Origin of the sequence: Flavobacterium sp. H4147, from assembly GCF_029360735.1 — a bacterium.
In the GTDB taxonomy this organism is placed as follows: domain Bacteria; phylum Bacteroidota; class Bacteroidia; order Flavobacteriales; family Flavobacteriaceae; genus Flavobacterium; species Flavobacterium endoglycinae.
Genome location: NZ_JARKNB010000005.1, coordinates 274,951 through 296,629, shown reverse-complemented (window position 1 = coordinate 296,629; position 21,679 = coordinate 274,951). Strand labels below are relative to the sequence as shown.

General features: G+C 31.0%; 20 protein-coding genes. All 20 read left to right on the top strand.

Annotated features, from left to right (window positions below; all coding sequences use genetic code 11):
• Nucleotides 1-109: 109 nt before the first annotated feature.
• From P2W75_RS21670 to P2W75_RS21575, 20 genes are read left to right on the top strand one after another with little or no spacing between them, the layout of a single operon-like run.
• Nucleotides 110-976, top strand: a complete 867-nt coding sequence (locus tag P2W75_RS21670) for an ABC transporter permease (protein ID WP_276382059.1) — start codon at nt 110-112, stop codon at nt 974-976.
• 59 nt (nt 977-1,035) lie between these two features.
• A complete protein-coding gene (locus tag P2W75_RS21665) occupies nt 1,036-2,304 on the top strand; it encodes an ABC transporter ATP-binding protein (protein WP_276382058.1) in 1,269 nt (422 codons plus the stop codon).
• Nucleotides 2,305-2,311: 7 nt separating this feature from the next.
• The gene (locus tag P2W75_RS21660; protein WP_276382057.1) at nt 2,312-3,088 is read left to right on the top strand and encodes an FkbM family methyltransferase; all 777 of its coding nucleotides are present in this window, start codon (nt 2,312-2,314) and stop codon (nt 3,086-3,088) included.
• A 17-nt stretch (nt 3,089-3,105) separates the two neighbouring features.
• Nucleotides 3,106-4,029 carry a glycosyltransferase gene (locus P2W75_RS21655; protein WP_276382056.1) on the top strand — a complete coding sequence of 308 codons (924 nt, stop codon included), beginning with the start codon at nt 3,106-3,108 and terminating at the stop codon, nt 4,027-4,029.
• The gene (locus tag P2W75_RS21650; protein WP_276382055.1) at nt 4,026-4,862 is read left to right on the top strand and encodes a glycosyltransferase; all 837 of its coding nucleotides are present in this window, start codon (nt 4,026-4,028) and stop codon (nt 4,860-4,862) included. The genes P2W75_RS21655 and P2W75_RS21650 overlap by 4 nt, the downstream gene beginning before the upstream one ends.
• On the top strand, nt 4,862-5,764 hold the full coding sequence (locus P2W75_RS21645) for a glycosyltransferase family 2 protein (RefSeq protein ID WP_276382054.1): 903 nt from the start codon (nt 4,862-4,864) through the stop codon (nt 5,762-5,764). The genes P2W75_RS21650 and P2W75_RS21645 overlap by 1 nt, the downstream gene beginning before the upstream one ends.
• Before the next feature lie 2 nt (nt 5,765-5,766).
• Entirely contained in the window at nt 5,767-6,717 is a 951-nt protein-coding gene (locus P2W75_RS21640; protein ID WP_276382053.1) for a glycosyltransferase family 2 protein, read from the top strand.
• Between the two features lie 17 nt (nt 6,718-6,734).
• Nucleotides 6,735-7,580: a glycosyltransferase family 2 protein gene (locus tag P2W75_RS21635; RefSeq protein WP_276382052.1), complete on the top strand. Its 846-nt coding sequence runs from the start codon at nt 6,735-6,737 to the stop codon at nt 7,578-7,580.
• Nucleotides 7,577-8,428 carry a glycosyltransferase family A protein gene (locus P2W75_RS21630; protein WP_276382051.1) on the top strand — a complete coding sequence of 284 codons (852 nt, stop codon included), beginning with the start codon at nt 7,577-7,579 and terminating at the stop codon, nt 8,426-8,428. Before P2W75_RS21635 ends, P2W75_RS21630 begins: the two co-directional genes overlap by 4 nt.
• Before the next feature lie 5 nt (nt 8,429-8,433).
• Nucleotides 8,434-9,213, top strand: coding sequence for a glycosyltransferase (locus P2W75_RS21625; protein ID WP_276382050.1), 780 nt, complete (start codon nt 8,434-8,436; stop codon nt 9,211-9,213).
• A gap of 21 nt (nt 9,214-9,234) precedes the next feature.
• Nucleotides 9,235-10,263 carry an acyltransferase gene (locus P2W75_RS21620; RefSeq protein ID WP_276382049.1) on the top strand — a complete coding sequence of 343 codons (1,029 nt, stop codon included), beginning with the start codon at nt 9,235-9,237 and terminating at the stop codon, nt 10,261-10,263.
• A gap of 1 nt (nt 10,264) precedes the next feature.
• Complete coding sequence (locus P2W75_RS21615) at nt 10,265-11,443, top strand: glycosyltransferase family 4 protein (RefSeq protein ID WP_276382048.1); 1,179 nt, start codon at nt 10,265-10,267, stop codon at nt 11,441-11,443.
• A 13-nt stretch (nt 11,444-11,456) separates the two neighbouring features.
• Complete coding sequence (locus P2W75_RS21610) at nt 11,457-13,490, top strand: glycosyltransferase (protein WP_276382047.1); 2,034 nt, start codon at nt 11,457-11,459, stop codon at nt 13,488-13,490.
• 18 nt (nt 13,491-13,508) lie between these two features.
• Nucleotides 13,509-14,945, top strand: a complete 1,437-nt coding sequence (locus P2W75_RS21605) for an MBOAT family protein (RefSeq protein ID WP_276382046.1) — start codon at nt 13,509-13,511, stop codon at nt 14,943-14,945.
• A 1-nt stretch (nt 14,946) separates the two neighbouring features.
• The gene (locus P2W75_RS21600) at nt 14,947-15,852 is read left to right on the top strand and encodes a hypothetical protein (RefSeq protein WP_276382045.1); all 906 of its coding nucleotides are present in this window, start codon (nt 14,947-14,949) and stop codon (nt 15,850-15,852) included.
• A gap of 29 nt (nt 15,853-15,881) precedes the next feature.
• A complete protein-coding gene (locus tag P2W75_RS21595; protein ID WP_276382044.1) occupies nt 15,882-17,045 on the top strand; it encodes an acylneuraminate cytidylyltransferase in 1,164 nt (387 codons plus the stop codon).
• Complete coding sequence (locus P2W75_RS21590) at nt 17,032-17,907, top strand: N-acetylneuraminate synthase family protein (RefSeq protein WP_207294724.1); 876 nt, start codon at nt 17,032-17,034, stop codon at nt 17,905-17,907. Before P2W75_RS21595 ends, P2W75_RS21590 begins: the two co-directional genes overlap by 14 nt.
• Nucleotides 17,908-17,960: 53 nt before the next feature.
• Nucleotides 17,961-19,358, top strand: a complete 1,398-nt coding sequence (locus P2W75_RS21585; protein WP_276382043.1) for a UDP-glycosyltransferase — start codon at nt 17,961-17,963, stop codon at nt 19,356-19,358.
• Between the two features lie 6 nt (nt 19,359-19,364).
• Nucleotides 19,365-20,798 carry an MBOAT family protein gene (locus P2W75_RS21580; RefSeq protein ID WP_276382042.1) on the top strand — a complete coding sequence of 478 codons (1,434 nt, stop codon included), beginning with the start codon at nt 19,365-19,367 and terminating at the stop codon, nt 20,796-20,798.
• Nucleotides 20,798-21,679, top strand: coding sequence for a hypothetical protein (locus tag P2W75_RS21575; protein WP_207294727.1), 882 nt, complete (start codon nt 20,798-20,800; stop codon nt 21,677-21,679). Before P2W75_RS21580 ends, P2W75_RS21575 begins: the two co-directional genes overlap by 1 nt.

The following is a 21,679-nucleotide window of genomic DNA, read 5'->3' as shown; positions in this document are numbered from 1 at the left end:
TTTTCAAAACGCCTTTTTTGCATTTTAAGAAGTATTTGAAAGAGTAAAAATCCTGTTAATTTAGAAGGATAAGGTTTTGGATTTTAAATTCAAACATAATTTAATTAGAATGAACAATACAAATTCGTCAAATGACTGGCTGTTTGAAATAACACCCAAAAATAAATTTTTCTACCTGAATCTTAAAGAGGTTTGGCAATACAGAGATTTATTGTTCCTATTCGTAAAACGTGATGTTATTACAGTTTATAAACAAACCGTTTTAGGACCCCTTTGGTATCTAATCCAACCTTTATTTACTTCAATAACATTTACAATCATTTTTAATAATGTTGCGGGTATTAATACAGGGTCTGTTCCACCTTTTTTATTCAATTTGGCAGGAATTACAGTTTGGAATTATTTTACCTCTTGTTTAAATGGTACTTCAGATACGTTTAAAGCTAATGCAGGAATATTTGGAAAAGTATATTTTCCAAGATTGATTACACCTATTTCAGTTGTAATTTCTAATCTTATTAAGTTTGGAATCCAATTTTTCATTTTTATTGTATTTTATATTTATTACTATGCTCAAGGTGCAGATTTAAGTTTAAATATTACTCTTCTATTTTTTCCCTTTTTAATTATAGTAATGGGAGTTCTAGGTTTGGGATTAGGGATGTTAATTTCTTCTACAGTAACAAAATATAGAGATCTTGTTTATTTAGTTGGTTTTGGAATTCAGTTGTTAATGTATTTATCTGCTGTAATGTATCCTATGGAATTAATTAAAACAAAACTGCCTAAATACGGCTGGATTGTAGAATATAACCCACTGGCATATATAATTGAAACAACACGCTATATGCTGCTTGGCATAGGACAAATTTCACCTTTAGGATTAATCTATACATTCATTGTAACAGCTGGAGTGTTTTTTGGAGGCATATTAATTTTTAATAAAACCGAAAAAACATTTATTGATACAGTTTAATCAAGACTTATTCTTTAAAGATTTAAAATCTCAAATCACTACTTATAAATAATTCTAAATTGAAAGACATAATTTTAAAGGCTGAAAATATTTCTAAACAATACCGTTTGGGAGAAGTAGGAACCGGTACTTTAAGTCATGATTTAAACAGATTATGGCATAAAATAAGAGGAAAAGAAGATCCTTATTTAAAAATCGGAGATACTAATGATCGATCGGTTAAAGGTATATCTGATTATGTTTGGGCTTTAGAGGATATTAATTTTGAAGTAGAACGTGGCGAAGTTTTAGGTATAATTGGCAAAAACGGAGCAGGAAAATCTACACTTTTAAAAATTCTTTCTAAAGTAACAACGCCTACTACAGGAAGTATAAAATCACGAGGACGCATCGCTTCTCTTTTAGAAGTTGGAACGGGTTTTCATGGCGAAATGACTGGCCGTGAAAATATATATATTAATGGCGCTATTTTGGGGATGACAAAAAAAGAAATTACCTCAAAATTAAAAGAAATTATTGAATTTTCTGGCTGTGAACGTTATATCGACACTCCTGTAAAAAGATATAGCTCTGGAATGACAGTTCGTCTCGCTTTTGCTGTCGCAGCCTTTTTGGAACCTGAAATTTTGGTTATTGATGAAGTTCTAGCTGTTGGAGATGCTGAATTTCAGAAAAAAGCAATAGGTAAAATGCAGGATATTTCGAAGCAGGGTGGTAGAACAGTTTTATTTGTGAGTCATAATATGGCAGCGGTAAAAAGTTTGTGTACCAAAGGTCTAGTTTTAGTTAATGGTAAAGTTGCTATGACAGGGAATGTCGAAAATGCGGTTAACTATTATTTAAGTCAGGATTCTGAAGCTATGAATAGAAAAGTATTCTCTTCTGAATATGATAAAAAAGATTTTACGCTTCATGAAATTAGTTTAAATGCAGTAGACAAATTATTTGAAGAACCATTAGACGAATATCAAGAAATTGAAATAAATACTTTATTTACGTTAAAAGATAGTTCAAAAAAACTGCATGTGACATTTGTTCTGAATAACGATACAGGAGAACCACTTTTTACCTTTTCTCATATTAACAATGGTTTGACATTAAAAGAAGGATTAAATAAAATAAAGTGCTCCCTCCCAAAAGGATTCTTAAACATTGGAACTTATTACTTAAGTTTTTATGTTATTGAGAATGCAGCGTCTGCACTTTTCATTGAAAAAGATATCATGTCATTTATTATTCAGGAAGGAGAAAGACCAATAGGTTCTTGGATGGGTAGAGAACCTGGTTTTATAAAACCAAAATTTGAATGGTCAATCGAGAACAATTAGTAAAAAAATGAAGAAAAAAATTAAACAAATATTCAAGTCACTATTTAAGAAACTAGGATATAATTTAACGAAAATAAATACTGCTAATAATATTCCTTCATATCATAATGATAAAGATTATTTATTGTTTAATTTTTATGATACTTTAAAGAGATTTAATTTTCAGCCTAAGCATATAGTCGATGTTGGAGCAAATCGAGGAACGTGGACACGTGAAGCTTTGAAACATTTTCCAAAGGCATATTATACACTTTTAGAGCCTCAAGAATGGTTAAAAGAATCTTTTAATGATATTTTAAAAACAAATTCTCAAGTTCAGTTTTATCCTGTGGGTGCAGGTGAAAAAAAAGGCTCTTTTCTTTTTACTATTGTCGATCGAGATGACAGCTGTTCTTTTAGATATACTACAGAAGAAGCTGCCAAATTTGGATTTAAACAAATTGAGATACCAGTAACAACTATAAATGAACTACTTTTTGAAAGCAAATTTCCTGTTCCAGATATTATTAAAATTGATGCAGAAGGATTGGATATAGAAGTTTTAAAAGGGTCTAGCAATTATTTTGGACAAACTGAAATATTCATGGTAGAAGCTGGAGTAGTTAATAAATCATTTGACAATAGTTTTCTAAAACTAATAAATTATATGGATGAAAACGGTTACAGATTATTTGAAATAACCGATTTAAATAGACCTTTTGACTTAAAAGTTTTATGGCTGGTAGAACTCGTTTTTGTTAGAAAGAATGGTTTTATTGATTCTCAGATTATAAATACACAGTAAATAGTAGTTTTTTATTAATGTATACCAATCCACAATATACCGTCTCAGTTGATATGATAACCTATAAACATGAAAGGTTTATCAAACAGGCTATAGAAGGAGTTTTAATGCAGGAAACTAGTTTCGATTATGAATTAATCATATCCGACGACTGTTCTCCAGATAATACTCAAGAAATTATTGAAGAAATAAAAAAAAACCATCCGAAAGGAGATAAAATTAAATATTTCAGACATAAACAAAATATTGGTATGCAGGCAAATGGGACTTTTGCTTTTAATCAATGTTCTGGAAAATATGTTGCACTTTGTGAAGGAGACGATTATTGGACAGATCCGTTAAAACTTCAAAAACAAGTTGATTTCTTGGAAGCAAATCCGGAATATGTTTTGTCTTTTCATCCTATCAGTATTTTAAAAAATGATGGAACTATTGTAGATGATTTTATTACAAATGTGCCAAAAGATTATGAAACAATAGAAACCCTTGCAAGATTAGGTAATTACATACATACTCCTTCGGTAGTTTTTAGAAATGTTATTGCAGAACTTCCTTTTGAATTTCAATTAACTCCAATAGGAGATTATTTTCTTTATATAATTCTTGCTCAATATGGTAAGTTGAAATATTTAGAAGAAAAAATGGCAGTTTACCGATACAATGTTGGTGTAATATCCAAAATGTCAAATATAGATATTGCTAATAACAATGTTAAAATGTACTCCTGTATGATTGGATACATTAAAGATGAAAATGTTAAAAAAATTATTATCGATAAACAGATAAAAGTTGTTACAGAACATTATAAACAGATAGAAGCGAGTTATCATAATGCTTTCGTTTCACGCAATTTCGTTTTTGTAACAATCAAAAAAATCAATTTTTATAGTAAGAACCCGAAATTATTTTTAAAAAGGATAAAAAAGAAATTTAAATTTTGATTTCCATAATTATTTGCAGTAGAGAAAAAAAAATAAAACATGAGCTGGCCGAAAATATAGATAAAACTATCGGTACAGAATATGAATTAATTATTGTTGACAATTCTCTCAATAGCTATTCAATTTTTGAAGCCTATAATTATGGCATCTCTCAAAGCAATGGAAATTATTTATGCTTTATTCACGACGATATTTTTTTTCATACGCAAAATTGGGGAAATGTAATTGAAAATATTTTCGAATCCGATTCAAAAATTGGACTTGTTGGTGTTGCGGGAGCAAAAATAAAAACCAAAATGCCTTCGGCTTGGTGGGATTGTAATGACGAAAATCTTCAAATAAATATCATTCAACATTTTTCAGATAAAATAGAAGAACATTGGCAGAAAGGATTAACTGAAAATAATACAACTAGTGTAGCTGCAATAGACGGTGTATTTATGGCTGCAAGAAAAGATGCTGAAATAACTTTCAGTACAGAATTAAAAGGGTTTCATAATTACGATTTGAACTTTTCATTTGAATACCAGAAAAAAGGATATAAAGTTGTTACCACAAAAGAAATCCTGTTAGAGCATTATTCATTAGGAACCTTAAATAAAGATTGGTATAGTTCGACTATTCGTCTGCATAAATTATACAAAGAAATACTTCCGATCAATTTTTCAAATACCGATATGAAAAAAAATGAATTTAAAAATGGAAGTAAATTCATTCTTGATTTGTTGAGTCACAAAATGAAAAAAGAAGCATTATCGCTTTGGTTTCAACTAATTTGGCTAAAGCCGAAAAGCAAGTTTCATTTTAAATTTTTAAATCAGTTTTTTAAATAATGCTTGCGATAATAATCCCTTTTTACAAACTTATTTTTTTTGAAGAAACTTTAGAATCTCTGGCTTCTCAAACAGATCAGCGTTTTAGAGTTTATATTGGTGACGATGCAAGCCCTGAAGATCCAAAGTATTTGTTAGAAAAATACAAGCAAAAATTCGATTTTATTTATCATCGGTTTGAAGCCAATTTTGGAGGTAACTCATTAGTAAAACAATGGCAAAGATGTATTGAATTGACTAATGATGAAAAATATCTAATGATTCTAGGTGACGACGATGTATTGAGTGATAATGTTGTAGAATCATTTTATATACATTTTGAAGCTTTTAATCAAAAGTCGAATGTAATTCGATATGCTTCAAAAATTATCAAACAAGAATTAAATTCGCTGTCAGAAATATATACTCATCCGGTTTGGGAAAAACCAACAGATTCTTATTACAGAAAATACCAATGGCTTAGCCGAAGTTCCTTGTCAGAGTATATCTTTACAAGAGAAGTTTATAATAAATTTGGGTTTAATGACTTTCCGCTCGCTTGGTATTCTGATGACATGGCATGGCTCGAATTTTCAGATAAGAAACCCATTTATACGATAAATGATGCAGTTGTATTTTTTAGATTGTCCTTCAATAATATTTCAGGAAGAGAAGATAATTTAGAAGAAAAAGAAAAATCAGAATTTTTGTTTTATAAAAAGTTCATCAAAAATCATCTTTCAGAATGTACTTTAGAACAAAAAAAAATATTTCTTCTAGAATTAGGCATTGCAGCGAAACAAACAAAACAACTTGATTTTGACACTTGTTTTTTAATTGCCTTAGGCTTGTTAAAAAACGGTTTATTTTATTCTTTTGCAAAATTTATAAGAAGAATATATCGGGCAAAATTTAATACCTAAACATGAGTTTTCTTTTATCTGTAATTATTCCGGTTTACAACTGTGAGCGTTTCATTGAAAAGGCAGTACTTTCTGCTGTACAACAACCTGAAGTTTTTGAAATAGTAATTGTAAACGATGGAAGTACAGATAGTTCACAAAACATTTTGGAAGAGCTGCAAAAAAAATATCCAGTTGTAAAAATATACCATCATCCCAATCAATCCAATCAAGGACGTTCAGCAAGTAGAAATTTAGGAATACAAAAAGCTGAAGGTGATTACATAGCTTTTTTAGATGCAGATGATTTTTATTTAGCCGATCGTTTTGTAAATGATAAAATAATGTTTGAAGCAGATAGTAATTGCGATGGCGTTTACAATGCAGTAGGATTTCATTTTTATCGAGAAGCAACCGAAGAAGAACTTCAGAGGCATCAATTATATACAGTTACAAGAAAAGTTGAACCGGAAGAACTTTTTAAATCATTATTATATGGTAAATGCGGACATTTTCATATTGACGGATTAACAGTTAAAAAATCAGTTTTTAATCTAACCGGTTTGTTCAACAAAGAATTAGTTGTGGCCGAAGACACGGATATTTTCTGGAAAATGGCTATAAAATCTCGTTTAGAAACCGGTATAATAGATAAACCTTTGGCAATTAGAGGTGTTCATGACAGTAATGTATTCGATCAATCGGATATATATAAAGAATACACAATTAAAATGTTTGAAAAACTAGCCATTTGGTGCAGTCATAATAATGTCGATTTCTACATTATTGATGATTTATTTAAATGGATCTGGCTTATAAAATTCAAGCAAAATAAAACATTGCTTCAGTATATTGGGTATTGGGCAAAGTTGACTTTTCCAAACCCAAAGTTTCTTTTTTCGATCTTAACAATTAAATATTTTCCGATAGTCCGAAAAAGAAAAGAACTTTTTCCATTTCTTTATCAAAATTAAATTTACTCTATAAACAAATGAGCGCAAAAAGTAATGTAACTGTAATAATTCCGTGTTATAATGACGGTTTGTATATCATGCAGGCACTCAATTCAGTTTTGAAACAAACAGTAAAAGCAGATAAAATTATTATTGTTGATGATGGATCAAATCAGGAAACTAAAAAAGTTCTAGAAAACATCAAAAATGATGAAGTAACTATTATTTATCAAGAAAATCAAGGAGTTTGTAAAGCAAGAAATAATGCTATTCAATTGGCCAAAACAGATTATATTCTTAATCTTGATGCCGATGATTATTTCGAACCCACATTTCTTGAAAAAGCTATAGATATCTTAAACCATAATCAAGAAATTGCGGTAGTAGGCTGTTTGGTAAAAACGCTAACCAATAATCGAATCGATACGGAAATAAAAAAACCTTTAGGAGGAGTCGTGAAAGATTTTATTGTAAAAAATAATGGTATTGCCAGTTCATTATTTAGAAAACAATGCTGGGAACAGGTTTCGGGTTACGATGAAAATATGAAAAACGGTTATGAAGATTGGGAATTTTGGATTGCCATTTTAAAACATAATTGGAAAATGCATATTATTCAGGAGCCTTTGTTTGTGTACAGAATTAAACCACAATCAAGAGATCAAAAAGCTGCTGCCCAACATGATTTCAATCTGAAAAAATATATATTTTTAAAACATAAAGAACTATTCGAAGAACATTTTGAGTTTTACGCTCTTGAACTTTTAAGACAGAATTCTATTTTTAGAACTAACAAGAATAAACATAAAAACTCTATTGATTTTAAAATTGGAAATGCCATTTTTGAACCGATACGATTTCTAAAAAAAATAATTAAAAAATGAATCCTCTTGTTTCAGTAATTGTTCCATGTTACAAACAGGCGCATTTTCTTAAAGAATCCTTGCAGTCGGTTTTAGACCAGACTTATGCAGAGTGGGAGTGTATCATTGTAAATGACGGCAGTCCTGATAATGTCTCTGAAATTGTTCAGCAATGGAGTCAAAAAGATTCACGATTTATTTATCTAGAAAAAGAAAACGGAGGATTAAGCAGTGCTAGAAATTTTGGAATCAAATCAGCGAAAGGAAAATATATTTTGCCCCTTGATGCCGATGATATTTTACATGAGGAATATTTAAGTAAAACAATTCCTGAATTAGAACAAAATTCAGAACTAGCAATCGTTTCCAGTTACAGTAAGTTTTTTATAAAAGAGAAAACAAATGTCGTTTACGAACTGAAACCTCAAGGAAGTGAATGCATCAATTTGTTATATGTAAACCAATTGGTAGCGACTTCACTATATCGTAAAAAAAACTGGGAAGAAGTTGGCGGTTATGACGAAAGCATGAAAAAAGGGTTTGAAGACTGGGAGTTTTGGATTGCCATAACAAAAACAGGATTAAAATATAAAATAATTCCTGAATTTTTGTTTTACTATCGAAAAGCTAAAAAATCAATGCTAGTCAATACGGTTTCTAATCATGCAGCTGAGGTTAAAGAATATATTTTTAAAAAACACCGCGAATGTTATATAGCTGATTTTGATAATTGCATGACGGTACTCTTTTATGAGCAAAATGCACTTCAAAAAAATCAGAAAAAAATTAAGAAATCTATTGAATACAAAATAGCTAAAGCAATTTGTAAGCCTTACAGAATGCTTAAGAAAATTTGGCGCAAAAAATAAGTAACATGATATCAGTTGTTATTAGAACAAAAAACCAGGCCGACGCACTTAATTTTGCGTTGAAAAATCTAACCGAAAGATATCTAAAAAGTATTTCTGAAATCATAGTAGTCGATAATGAATCTACAGATAACAGTAAAGAAATCGCTGAAAAATACAACGCCCGTTTTGTCACCATTAAAAATTTCAGTTTTGGGGGCAGTGCAAATGTATGCGCCCAAGAAGCAAAATATCCTATTGTGGTTATTTTTAGTGCTCATTCATATCCTGTAAGTCATGATTTTTTTGAATTAATTCAGCACAAATTCAATCAAAATCCTAATTTGGCAGGTTTGCGTTGTCTGCATAATCCGAGCGATTATAAAAATTACATAAATCAAGTATCAGTTCTAACAGATTCTAATAAATCGGGATTGATATTTTCTGGCTCAGCATTTAGTCGTTCCGTTTGGGAAAAATTTCCTTTTAAAGAAGATGTTGCTACCTTTGAAGATAAAGAATGGACAACCAGAGTTATTAAAGAAGGTTACGAAATAGACTTTGTTCCCTCTATATTTTGTTATGATATTAAAAGAACAAAAAAGCAATTGTTTTTTCGATTTAAAAATGATGTAGTAGGTAATTATCAATTATGGCATCAAGATATTACATTGGCTAATGTCATAAAAGGACTATTGGTAGGAATGTATAATTTGCTGAAAAACTTCTTCATAGATTTTTATTACATAATACGTCGCTTTTTTTATTTAATCGGATTTATAACGAACAAGCCTAAAAAGTTTTAATTAGAATTATTCAGCCTTTTAATGACCAAAAATAATAATTTCGACTTTTTACGTTTTTTGTTTGCACTTCTGGTAGTTGTGTCTCACTCTTTTCCATTGTCTGGCAGCAATGAAACCAAACAATGGATTTATGAAATTACCAATGGACAAATTGTTCTAGCCCAAATAGGCTTAAGTGGTTTTTTTATAATCAGCGGTTTTTTTATATTCCAAAGTCTTGAAAGAAGCAGTAATCTGAAAGAATATTTCAAAAAGAGATTTTTAAGACTTTTTCCAGCCTTATTTTTTGTTTTGCTTTTTTCGGTCCTTCTGGCTCCGTTTGTTTATAATGGAAATATTACTTTTCTAAAAAACAAAGAAGTATATACCTATCTGCCTTTCAATCTTACTTTATACGGATTTCAGTCAGGTATAAAAGGAGTTTTCGATCAAAATCCGTATCATGCTATAAATGGTTCTTTATGGACAATTCGGTATGAATTTACATTGTATGTCGTTCTGGCATTTTTATTCTTTTTTAGAAATAATAGAAAAATAAAAATGATAATGCTTTCGGCTGTTTTTATCCTTTTTGTTTTTCTTTATAATTTTTGTTTAAACAGATTTGGAAATGCCGAATTGTTTGGATTTCAAGGCGTTCATGTTTTAAATTTAGGAGCATTTTTTATTGCCGGAAGCGTTTTGGCCACATTGAAATTCCAGAATCTGAAAAATAAAGAAGTGATTTTAGGAGTGTCATTACTACTTCTATTATTGTCTTTGTATTTTGGAATTTATGAAAAAACGAAACATTTCATTTTTCCAATAGTAGTTTTATTGGTTGGTTTTATACCATTGAAATTCATAAATAATTTCGGAAAAGCAGGAGATGCTTCCTATGGAATTTACATTTACAGTTTTCCAATACAGCAGACTTTAATGTATTTTTTTAAGATGAAGACCTATACTTTACTGTTTTCATCAGTAGTTCTTTCAATAGTATTTGGCTATCTGTCATGGCATTGTATTGAGAAAAAAGCATTGCGATATAAAAGAATCAAAACAGCATAAAATGAAGAAAGCTGTAAAAAAAATAGTTTATTCCCTGCTTGCCGTTTGGAATCTTTTGAAGTTTTTAATCTTTGATCTTAAAAAGATTAAAAACGCAGAAGTAGTATGCTTTTTCCCATTTTATAAAACAGGTGGTGCAGAAAAAGTACATTTAAACATTGTAAAAGCCATTAGTTCCAAAAACGTCTGTGTTATTTTTACAGTGCATTCAGCAACCACTAATTTTTATAAAGAGTTTACAGAAAATGCTGAATGCATAGAAATAAATCCTATTCTAAATAAAAAAAACGATTTGGTCAACAAATGGCTAATGAAAAGTATTTACAAAAACATTAATCAATCTGCTAATTGTAAAACCGTTTTTGGATGCAATTCGATATACTTCTACAAAATAATATCCAAAATAAGTGAGAAAATTTCAAGAAACGATTTATTTCATAGTTTCTCCGAAAATGACGAACGCGAAACAGATTTAATATATTCAGCGAAATACATCGATAATCGAATTGTGATCAATGATGCCGCTAAAAATGATATCATCAATTTTTATATCAAAAATAAAATTGATGCTATTTATGCTGATAAGATAAAAGTGATCCATAACGGAATTGAATTGCCAAATTCTGAATTTAAAACAAAAGACAATCCTAACATTCGCATTGGATTTATCGGCAGATGGTCTGCTGAAAAAAGACCTGAGGTTTTCTTAGAAATAGCCAGACAAATCAAGTCAAAATATTCTTTTATATCATTTGTAATGGCTGGAACCGGAATGAAAAGCAATCTGGATTTAATTACAAATGCCGGAGTAGAATTTTTAGGCGAAATCACAAATAAAGAACAGTTAGACGAATTGTATGCCGCTCTTAATTTTATAATCACACCATCTGTTTACGAAGGATTTCCTATGGTAATCATGGAAGGAATGTCACATGGTGTAATACCGGTTTCAACTAATTTAGAAGGAATTAGAGAGCATATCACTTCTGCTTTTAATGGTATTTTGATTCATGAAACTGATGAAAACAAAATGGTTGTTGCTTTTTGTGAATCGATTGAAAAACTTATTGACAATTCTGAAGAACGGAATTTGCTGTCAAAACAATGTTTTGAATATGCACAAAAACATTTCGGAATAGAAAAATTTAATACATCCTATCAAAAAATCTTGTTGTCGTAAAATGAGAATACTAATGACGGCCATACCAAATCATCATTTTTTTCAATGGGTAAACCAATTGGAACATTCTGGTCATGAAGTATGCTGGTTTGACATAACAGATGGAGGTCCAAAAGTGGAGAAAATAAAATGGGTTAATCAGATAAAAGGCTGGAAACTCCGTTTTGATTATCCTTTTCGACATACGATTAAAAATAAATTTCCAAGTCTTTATCGCTTTATCCAAAAATATAATGAACGAAATGTACAGGAAGTTTTTCAAAAAACCTTAAATGAATTTCAGCCCGATATTGTACATTGCTTTGAAATGAAATTAGCCGGTTTGCCTATATTACCTGTTATTGAGCAATATCCAAATATAAAACTGATGTATTCATCTTGGGGCAGCGACTTATATTTTTACAATCAGCTTGGATTGACAAAAGAGGAAGTGCAGCAATTTTTAACGCGAACGGATTATTTAATTACAGATTGCCGAAGAGATTATGAAATCGCCTTGCAAAACGATTTTAAAAATACTTTTTTAGGAGTTTTTCCGGGAAACGGAGGAATTACTCTCGAAAAAGAATTCATCAAAAATGTAAATGAGAGAGAGAATATTTTAATTAAGGGCTACGATGACGGAATAGGAAAAGCAATGAAAATTATTGAGGCTTTAGAACTAGTTCCGGTAGACGTAATTAAAAACTTTAAAATAATAGTGTACAGCACAGACACCGTTGTAAAAAAACGAATTGAAGAATCGGAACATTTCAACTCTTTTGAAATAAAAATCATTGATCGTCATGGTTTTATTTCAAATGCAGAACTTCTAAAATTAATGGGAAACAGTATTATTCACATAGCAAATAGTATTTCTGATGGTATGCCCAATGTTTTATTAGAAGCCATGGGAATGGGAGCATTTCCTATACAATCAAATCCTGGAAAAGTTGCCGAAGAAGTTTTGGAAAAAGGTATTAACGGTTATTTAATAAACGATCCTTTAGATACGACTGCAATTGCGAAACTAATTGAAAGTGCAGTTAGTAATACAGAATTAAGAAAAACAGCGCAGGAGTACAATACAAAATTCATTGCCGATAAATACAATAGAAAAAAGTTGAAAGAAGAAATACTTCAATTATATACAGATGTTCTTTCATCTAAAAAACAATACCAAATAATGAAACTATCGATAGTAATCGTAACAAAAAATAGAGCCAAAGAATTAGAAATAACCCTAAATAAGTTACTAAATGTACTAGATTTGACTCAACATGAAATATTGGTTTTTATCGATGGATGCCCTCAAACACAAGAATTAATTTCTAAATATGATCAGGTTCAATGGTCATTTACAGAAAAAAGCATTGGAGCTTCTCCAGCACGAAATGCATTGTACCCAAAAGCAAAAGGAGAAATTTTAATTGGATTGGATGACGATGCACATCTTTTAAATACTGATTTCATTCTTAAAATTGAAAACACCTTTTTAGAAAATCCAAAAGCAGGAATAATTGCATTTCAGGAAATAAAAGGCATATTCTTAAATGATAGAGAAGCTTTGCAGGCTAGAGAACCAGAAAATAAAAAATATATAACCAACGATTTTATTGGTTGTGGTTTTGCTATTAAAAATAAAGTGTACAAAGAAACCCGAGGATTTCCAGTCTGGATTGATATTTACGGAGAAGAATCTTGTCTTACCATTGAAGTCATCGATTTAGGATATGATATTGTATACAATAACGAAATAATAGTAAACCACAGAGTCGACAGAAAACAAAGACTTGCACTGGGACGAAATTATTTTAGATTTGAAAAGCAACTCAAAAATGCCGCTTACTATTATCTGGTTTATTATCCTAATCCATTTTTGAAGATTGCGAAACTAATGTTTCATAATTTCAAAAAATACGCACTTACAGACAAAAAATGCTTTGTTCTGTTCTTAAAATCTAATTTTACTGTTTTTGTAAATCTGCCAAAAATTTTAAAATTCAGAAAACCGGTTTCTCGTGAGACCATATTAAAAATCAAATCATTAAACAGTATTAAATACTAACCCAAACAGGAAACAAGAATGCTATTTAATTCCTTTAATTTTGCTTTATTTCTACCTGTCGTTTTTATATTGTACTGGTTTGTAACCAATAAAAATTTAAAAATTCAAAATGCTCTCTTACTCGTTTCAAGTTATTTCTTTTATTCTTGCTGGGATTGGCGTTTTGTGTTTCTCCTTATTTTTTCCACTTTATTAGATTATTTTTCTGGAATACAAATTGAGAAAAGCAATAATCCCAATGAAAGAAAATTTTGGTTTTGGCTCAGTATTACAATCAATCTCGGATTTTTAGGAGTTTTTAAATATTTCAATTTTTTTGCTGACTCACTAAAAGACTTAATATCTGTTTTTGGGTTTCAAGTCAATATGTGGTCATTAAAAGTGATTTTGCCTATCGGAATTTCTTTTTATACTTTTCACGGTTTATCATATGTAATTGATATCTATAAAAAAAGAATCAATGCCGAGAAAAATTTTATCGATTATGCGGTTTTTGTTTCTTATTTCCCTTTGTTAGTAGCCGGACCTATAGAACGTGCAACACATCTTCTGCCTCAAATAAAAAAGAAAAGAATTTTTAACTATGATCAAGCAGCAGATGGATTAAGACAAATTCTTTGGGGATTATTCAAGAAAATTGTAATAGCAGATAATTGTGCCGTTTATGCCAATATGATTTTTAACGACTCAGCCCATTATTCAGGAAGTACTTTAGTGATGGGAGCTGTGTTTTTTGCCTTTCAGATTTATGGAGATTTTTCTGGATATTCAGATATTGCATTAGGAGCATCCCGATTATTTGGAATTGAATTGCTGCAGAATTTCTCATTTCCATATTTCTCAAGAGATATAGCCGAATTTTGGAGACGATGGCACATTTCTTTAACCACATGGTTCAAGGATTATTTATACATTCCGCTTGGAGGAAGCCGTGGAGGAAAATGGATTCAAATTAGAAATACTTTTATCGTTTTTCTTGTCAGCGGTTTTTGGCATGGAGCAAATTGGACATTTATAATTTGGGGATTACTCAATGCGATATATTTTTTACCGTTACTCATCTTTAATAAAAACAGAGATCATCTCGAAATAATTGCTTACAAATCGAATTGGCCATCATTCAAAGAAATTTTTCTAGTTCTGTGTACTTTTGCGTTAACTGTATTTGCATGGATTTTTTTTAGAGCCAATAACATTCATCATGCATTTCAATATATATCTGGAATCTTTTCTAAATCCTTGTTCTCAATTCCTGATTTAAGACCACGAGATGTTATTTCATTAATAATCATATTCATGATTATGGAATGGCTTGGCCGAAGAAACAAATATGCATTAGAAAAAATGGGGTTTCAATATCACCGTATTTTTAGATGGACGCTTTATAGTGTACTTTTAATTGTCATTTTTCTTTTCGGAACTCAGGAACAAGAATTTATTTATTTCCAATTTTAGTATGAAAAAGTTTTTAATTAGAATTCTAATATTTGGTGTAATCTTCTTTACCATAGATAAATTATTTTATGTCTTTTTGGCAACAGCTCCAGAGCTGGAAACAGACAAAAGGTTAGAACAGCTTATACAAGGAAAGATCAATAAAGAAATAATTGTAATGGGATCCTCACGAGGAGCTGATAATATTATAGCTGGTCAAATTGAAAAAGAAACGGGTAAAAGCGCTTATAACATTTCTTATATTGGATCGAATATTCAGTTTCATGTGTTTTTACTCAAAACATTATTAAAATATAATAAGAAGCCTGAAATCATCATATTGTCAGTAGATAATCCCTATGAATTTATAGACGAAAAAACACTTACCTTTAGAGTAGACCGACTTCATCCTTTGGTAAAATACAACTATATTAATCAAGAACTTATTAGTCAAAATGACAGAAGTCGGTTATCATGGTTCTTCTGTTTGGCAAGAATAAATAAAAGCTATTTAACTTTTACAAAAAAGAAACTAGCAAAAGAAAATACATTACTGCCATGTGGTTCAATGCCGTTAAAAGAAGAATTATCTAAAAGAGATTTAATTTTTAATGCCGAAAAAGAACCATATCCAATAGAAAAAGAATTAGAAAGTAAAAGAAAAGAATTTCTCGAATTTCAGGATATTTGCAAGCAAAGTAAAATTAAGATTATTTATTGTTTTGCGCCAAATTTCAGGACTTATGATCCTGCTTTAGAAAATAGAATCAAATCTATGACTCATTCTGATAACGCATTTTTCGTTTACGATACAACAGACACGAGATACAAAAACAATTCTTATTTCTATGATCAGTCCCATTTAAATGTAAAAGGCGCAAAGATATTTACAGCAGAATTGAGCAAATTTATAAATTTGAACAAATAATTAATTCCAAACAAGTTAAGCAGGTTACAATGAAAAAAACAGCTATAATTCCGTTACGAAAAAACTCTAAAGGAATTCCGGGGAAAAACAAAAAGAAAATGCTGGGTCGTCCGCTTTTTTCATGGGTGCTGACAGCGGCTGTTTTTTCGGAATTGGATGAGGTTTACATATTTACTGATGATCAGGAAATAATTGATTTTGTTAATCGGGAATATCATTGGACGCCAAAAGTGAAAGCATTATTACGAAACGATCACAATGCTTCTGATACAGCGTCAACCGAAAGTGCTATGATAGAATTTGCAGAAAGCATAGGTAATTTTGATATTCTGTGTTTATTACAAGCAACTTCGCCTCTAACAACTTCTCAGGATATTAATGCCACTTTAGATGAAGTTCTCAAAAACCAAAAAACATCAGCCTTAACAGTAGTCAATACACATCGTTTTACTTGGAATGCCGATGGAACTCCACAAAATTATGATGTTTTTAAACGTCCGCGCAGACAAGATTTTGAGGGTCTGTTAATCGAAAACGGAGCTGTTTATGTGACAACCAAAGAAGCATTTAAAACATCACATAATAGAGTTAGCGGTTCGATAGGTTTGGTAAAAATGCCAGAAGAATCGCTTGTAGAAATCGATAGTTTAACCGATTGGGAAATTGTAGAAAACCTGCTTGCTGAACGCCAGAAAAAAACAAAACAACACCAGCGAATTGATTATTTAGTTTTAGACGTCGATGGTGTTTTTACAGACGGTTGTGTGTATTACAATGCAGAAGGCGAGATGGCTAAAAAGTTTAATATGCGAGACGGAATGGGACTGGAAATTCTAAGACAAAATAAAGTTGAGGTTATTGTATTGACCTCAGAAAATTCTGAATTAGTCGCCCAGCGAATGAAGAAATTGCAGATAAAACACACTTTTTTAGGCGTAAAAGATAAGTTTTCATTTTTAACGCAATTTCTTTTAGATAGAAATAGTAGTTTTGGCGCCGTTGCGTACGTAGGTGACGATGTAAATGATTTGGCAAATATTTGCAGTGTAGGATGGTCATTTACACCTTCAGATGCTGTAGAAGCCGTAAAAGCAAATGCAGATTACATCTTAACCAATGCTTCTGGAGAAGGAGCAATTAGAGAAACTTGTGAAATTTTATTAAAGTATAATAAACGTTATGAAAGATTATAATAAACCTTATGTGATTGCAGAAATTGGATGTAATCATAAAGGCGAAATGACAATAGCCAAAGAATTGATTAAAATTGCAAAGATCTTTGGAAATGCTGATGCAGTCAAATTTCAAAAACGTAACAATAAAGAACTTCTTACCGAAGAACAGTACCATGCTCCGCATCCAAATTCGGCAAATTCTTATGGAGACACGTATGGTGAGCACAGAGAATTTTTAGAATTCAATGTTGATCAGCACAAAGAGTTAAAAGAATATTGCGAAGAAATCGGAATTGTATATTCAACGTCAGTTTGGGATACAACATCAGCAAAAGAAATTGCTTCCTTAAATCCTGAATTCATAAAAATTCCTTCGGCTTGCAATAACAATTTTGATATGTTAGGATGGCTTTGTGAAAATTATTCTGGAGAAATTCATATTTCAACAGGAATGACAACCAAAGATGAAACCGATATTTTAGTAAACTATTTTACAGAAAAAGGAAGAAATAAAGATTTAGTATTGTACAACTGTACATCTGGATATCCAGTTCCTTTTGAAGATGTTTGTCTTTTAGATATTAATCTGTTAAAACAGAAATACCAAGATAAAGTAAAACATATTGGTTTTTCTGGGCATCATTTAGGAATTGCTGTAGACATTGCAGCGTATACACTTGGAGCACATATTATCGAAAGACATTATACTCTAGACAGAACCTGGAAAGGAACAGACCATGCCGCTTCGCTTGAGCCAATGGGATTGCGAAAGCTAACTCGTGACCTTAATGCAGTATATCAGGCATTGACATTTAAAGCTTCTGAAATCCTGCCAATCGAACAAATACAAAGAGATAAATTAAAAAATAAAAAAGTATAAAACCTCAAAGTACTGTTGCTGCAGTAATGCATAACATTGTTTGTAATTAAAAGATGAAAAAAAATATATTTATTTTCCTGCCAGATGGTGTCGGGCTTCGAAATTTTGCTTTAACAGAATTCAAAAACATTGGAGAAAGCGCAGGATTTGATATTACTTATTGGAATAATACTCCTTTTTCGATAACAGAAAAAATTGGATTTAAAGAAGTTAAAATTCAAAATACATCTTTGCATCCGTTAACGACAGTTTATACACGAGCACGTAAACGCATGGAATTGAATTTTTTCGATAAAAAGTTCAATGAAACGGTTTACAATACCTATAATTTTCCACATTCTTATAAGGGATTAAAAAATGCCTTTAAAAGTATAATGGTTGATACGCTCACTGCTTTTGGATCTAACGAAAAAGGAATAAAATTCGTTCGTGAAAAAATTAAAAAAGGAGAACGTTCAACCACAAAATATCTAGATTGTAAAAAACAACTTGAACTGCACAGACCCGATTTTGTATTTTGTACAAATCAACGTCCTACACAAGCAATTGCTCCAATTTTAGCAGCTCAAGATTTAGGAATTCCAACAGCAACATTTATTTTTTCATGGGATAATCTGCCCAAAGCAACCACATTAGTCGAAACAGATTATTACTTTGTATGGAGCGAACACATGAAAAAAGAAGTACTGATGTACTGCCCATACGTAAATGAAAATCAAGTTTTTGTAACAGGAACTCCACAATTCGAAAGTCACTTTGATACTACACTTTTAGAAAGTAAAGAAGATTTCTATAAAAAACACAAACTGGATAGCAATGTGCGATACATCTGTTATTCTGGAGACGATATAGTAACTTCGCCCTTAGATCAATATTATTTAGAAGATCTTGCTGTATCTGTACGAGAATTAAATAAACAAGGATATTCATTAGGAATAATTTACAGAAAATGTCCAGTTGATTTCACTGACCGATACGACGCTGTTCTTGAAAAATACAAAGATGTTATTGTAAATATCGATCCGCTTTGGAGTCCTGTTGGACAAAGCTGGAATGAAATAATGCCAACCAAAGAAGATTTTGCGCTTCAAGCCAATATCTGCGAACACACCGAATTTGTTGGAAACATCGCATCATCAATGGTTTTTGATTTTGTGGCTCATGACAAATCTTGTCTGTTTTTTGATTATGAACAACCGCAGCTTAAAAAAGGAATCAGAGACATTGGACAGAATTATCACTATATCCATTTTAGATCAATGCCGTCTAAAGAAGCCGCATTATGGGTTAGAAATAAAGCAGATTTAACTCAGATCGTAAAAGATATTATAGACGGAAAAATATCAAATGTTTCCGAAGGTAAAAAATGGTTTGAAACTATCGTTGGACCTAATCCTACGCTTGCCTCTGCAAAAATATGGGAAGGAATAACAGCTATTTTAAAACAATAAAAATCTATGTTTTTTAATTCAATAGCATTTGCTATTTTTTTACCAATCGTCTTTTTCTTGTATTGGTTTGTTTTCAATAAAACCAAAAGCTCTCAAAACGCATTATTAATAATTGCGAGTTATTATTTTTATTCCTGCTGGGACTGGAGGTTTTTATTTTTGCTCGTATTTTCTACATTCCTAGATTATTACACCGGAATTCAAATCGAAAAAGGCAAATCCGAAAAAAGTCAGAAATTTTGGTTTTGGCTTAGTATTGGTGCCAATTTAGGATTTCTGGGCGTTTTTAAATATTATAATTTCTTCGCGGCATCATTTGCAGAATTATTCAGTGGATTAGGTTTCAAAGTAAGTCCAATTTTATTAGATGTTATTCTTCCAGTTGGAATCTCCTTTTATACGTTTCACGGATTGTCGTATGTGATTGACATCTATTACAAGCGCATTAAAGCCGAATATAATTTTATTGATTACTCCTTGTTTGTGAGTTATTTTCCGTTATTGGTTGCTGGTCCAATAGAAAGAGCAACACATTTGCTGCCACAAGTTAAAGTAAAACGAGACTTTGATTTTGAAAAAGCAAAAGAAGGTGTTTGCCAGATTGTTTGGGGATTAGTAAAAAAAGTGGTTATTGCAGATACCTGCGCCGCATACGCAAATGCTGTTTTTGATCATTATCCGTCAATGAATTCTTTTTCACTCATATTAGGAGCCATTTATTTTGCTTTTCAAATTTATGGAGACTTCTCAGGATATTCGGATATTGCTTTAGGAACATCCAAATTATTCGGATTGGATTTGTTGAGAAACTTCAACTATCCGTATTTTTCAAGAGATATTGCAGAATTCTGGCGTCGCTGGCATATTTCGCTTTCATCATGGTTTCGTGATTATTTGTACATTCCGTTAGGAGGAAGCAAAGGCGGACTTTGGATGAAAATCAGAAACACCTTTATCATTTTTGTGGTAAGTGGTTTTTGGCACGGAGCGAATTGGACTTACATTGTATGGGGATTTATCAATGCCGTTTATTTTCTTCCGCTGCTTTTATCCAACAAAAACAGAAATAACATGGATACCATTGTGCTGAAATGGAATTTCGATTCAATAAAAGTAATTTTCAGCATTCTTACCACTTTTAGTATTACCTGTATTGCCTGGGTATTTTTTAGAGCAAAAACAATAACAGATGCTGTTTTATATTTAAAACGAATTGTTTTAGACCGAGATTTCAGTTTTCAATATCTCGATAACGAAAGATACAATTACGAACTTATTCTTCTAGTCCTTTTATTCACAGTAGTTGAATGGAACAATCGTGCTAAAGTTGAACCTTTATCAGGGAAAAAAAGCATGTTGAAAATAGCATTGGCGATCGCCGCCATAATCGCTTTCGGAACTTTTTCTGATTATAAAGAATTTATATACTTTCAATTTTAATGAAAAGGTTTTTAATTTATATACTCAAAATTCTTGTAATTACGGTTTTGATTGCCGTGGTGCTTGACGGACTTTATACAGCTGTTTTTTTTAAATCTCAAAATAGAGGAAAAATTGAAACAGTCGTAAACTCAAAACCTCAAAATTACGATGTTGTCATTTTAGGATCATCGCGTGCAAATAATCATTTTGTCTCTGAAATGTTTGAAGAAAAAGGGCTAAAAACCTTTAACTATGGAATGAGCGGCGGACATTTATTTGAAGCCTCGTTGATGCTGAAATTGATGATCGAAAGAAAATACCAAATTAAAAACATCATTTTAGAAGCAGATTTAAATCTTTCAAATGATAAAGAAGCTGATGGAATTTCGGCTAAATTCCTGCCGTATATTCACAATTCAGAAGTTATAAAAGAACATTTTGAACCACAGGCAAATTTCACCGAATTGTATTATGTTCCTTTTTACCGCTATGTAAAATTTGACGGTAAAATTGGTTTCAGGGAAATTTGTAAAATTCTAATGAACGAAAAAACAAATGCTCTCGATAATCAAGGATATTATCCGTTAGTCAAACATAAAAATGGCAATATGAAAAATAATATTGTCAATTTAAATCCGCTGCCACACAACAAATACTACGAAGAAATTAAAGCTATTTGTAAAGCCAATAAAATTAATTTCATAGCCGTAATGACACCAATGTGCGAAAATGTGAAAGGAATGAATTACTTTGAAAAAGTAAAGAAAAAATATCCCGAAATTTACAATTACGAAAATGTCGTAGTTGAAAATAAATACTTTTCGTCCTGCGGACATATGAACGACACGGGAGCTAAGATTTTTACAGCCAGAATTCTAAAAGATTTTTTTAATAAATAA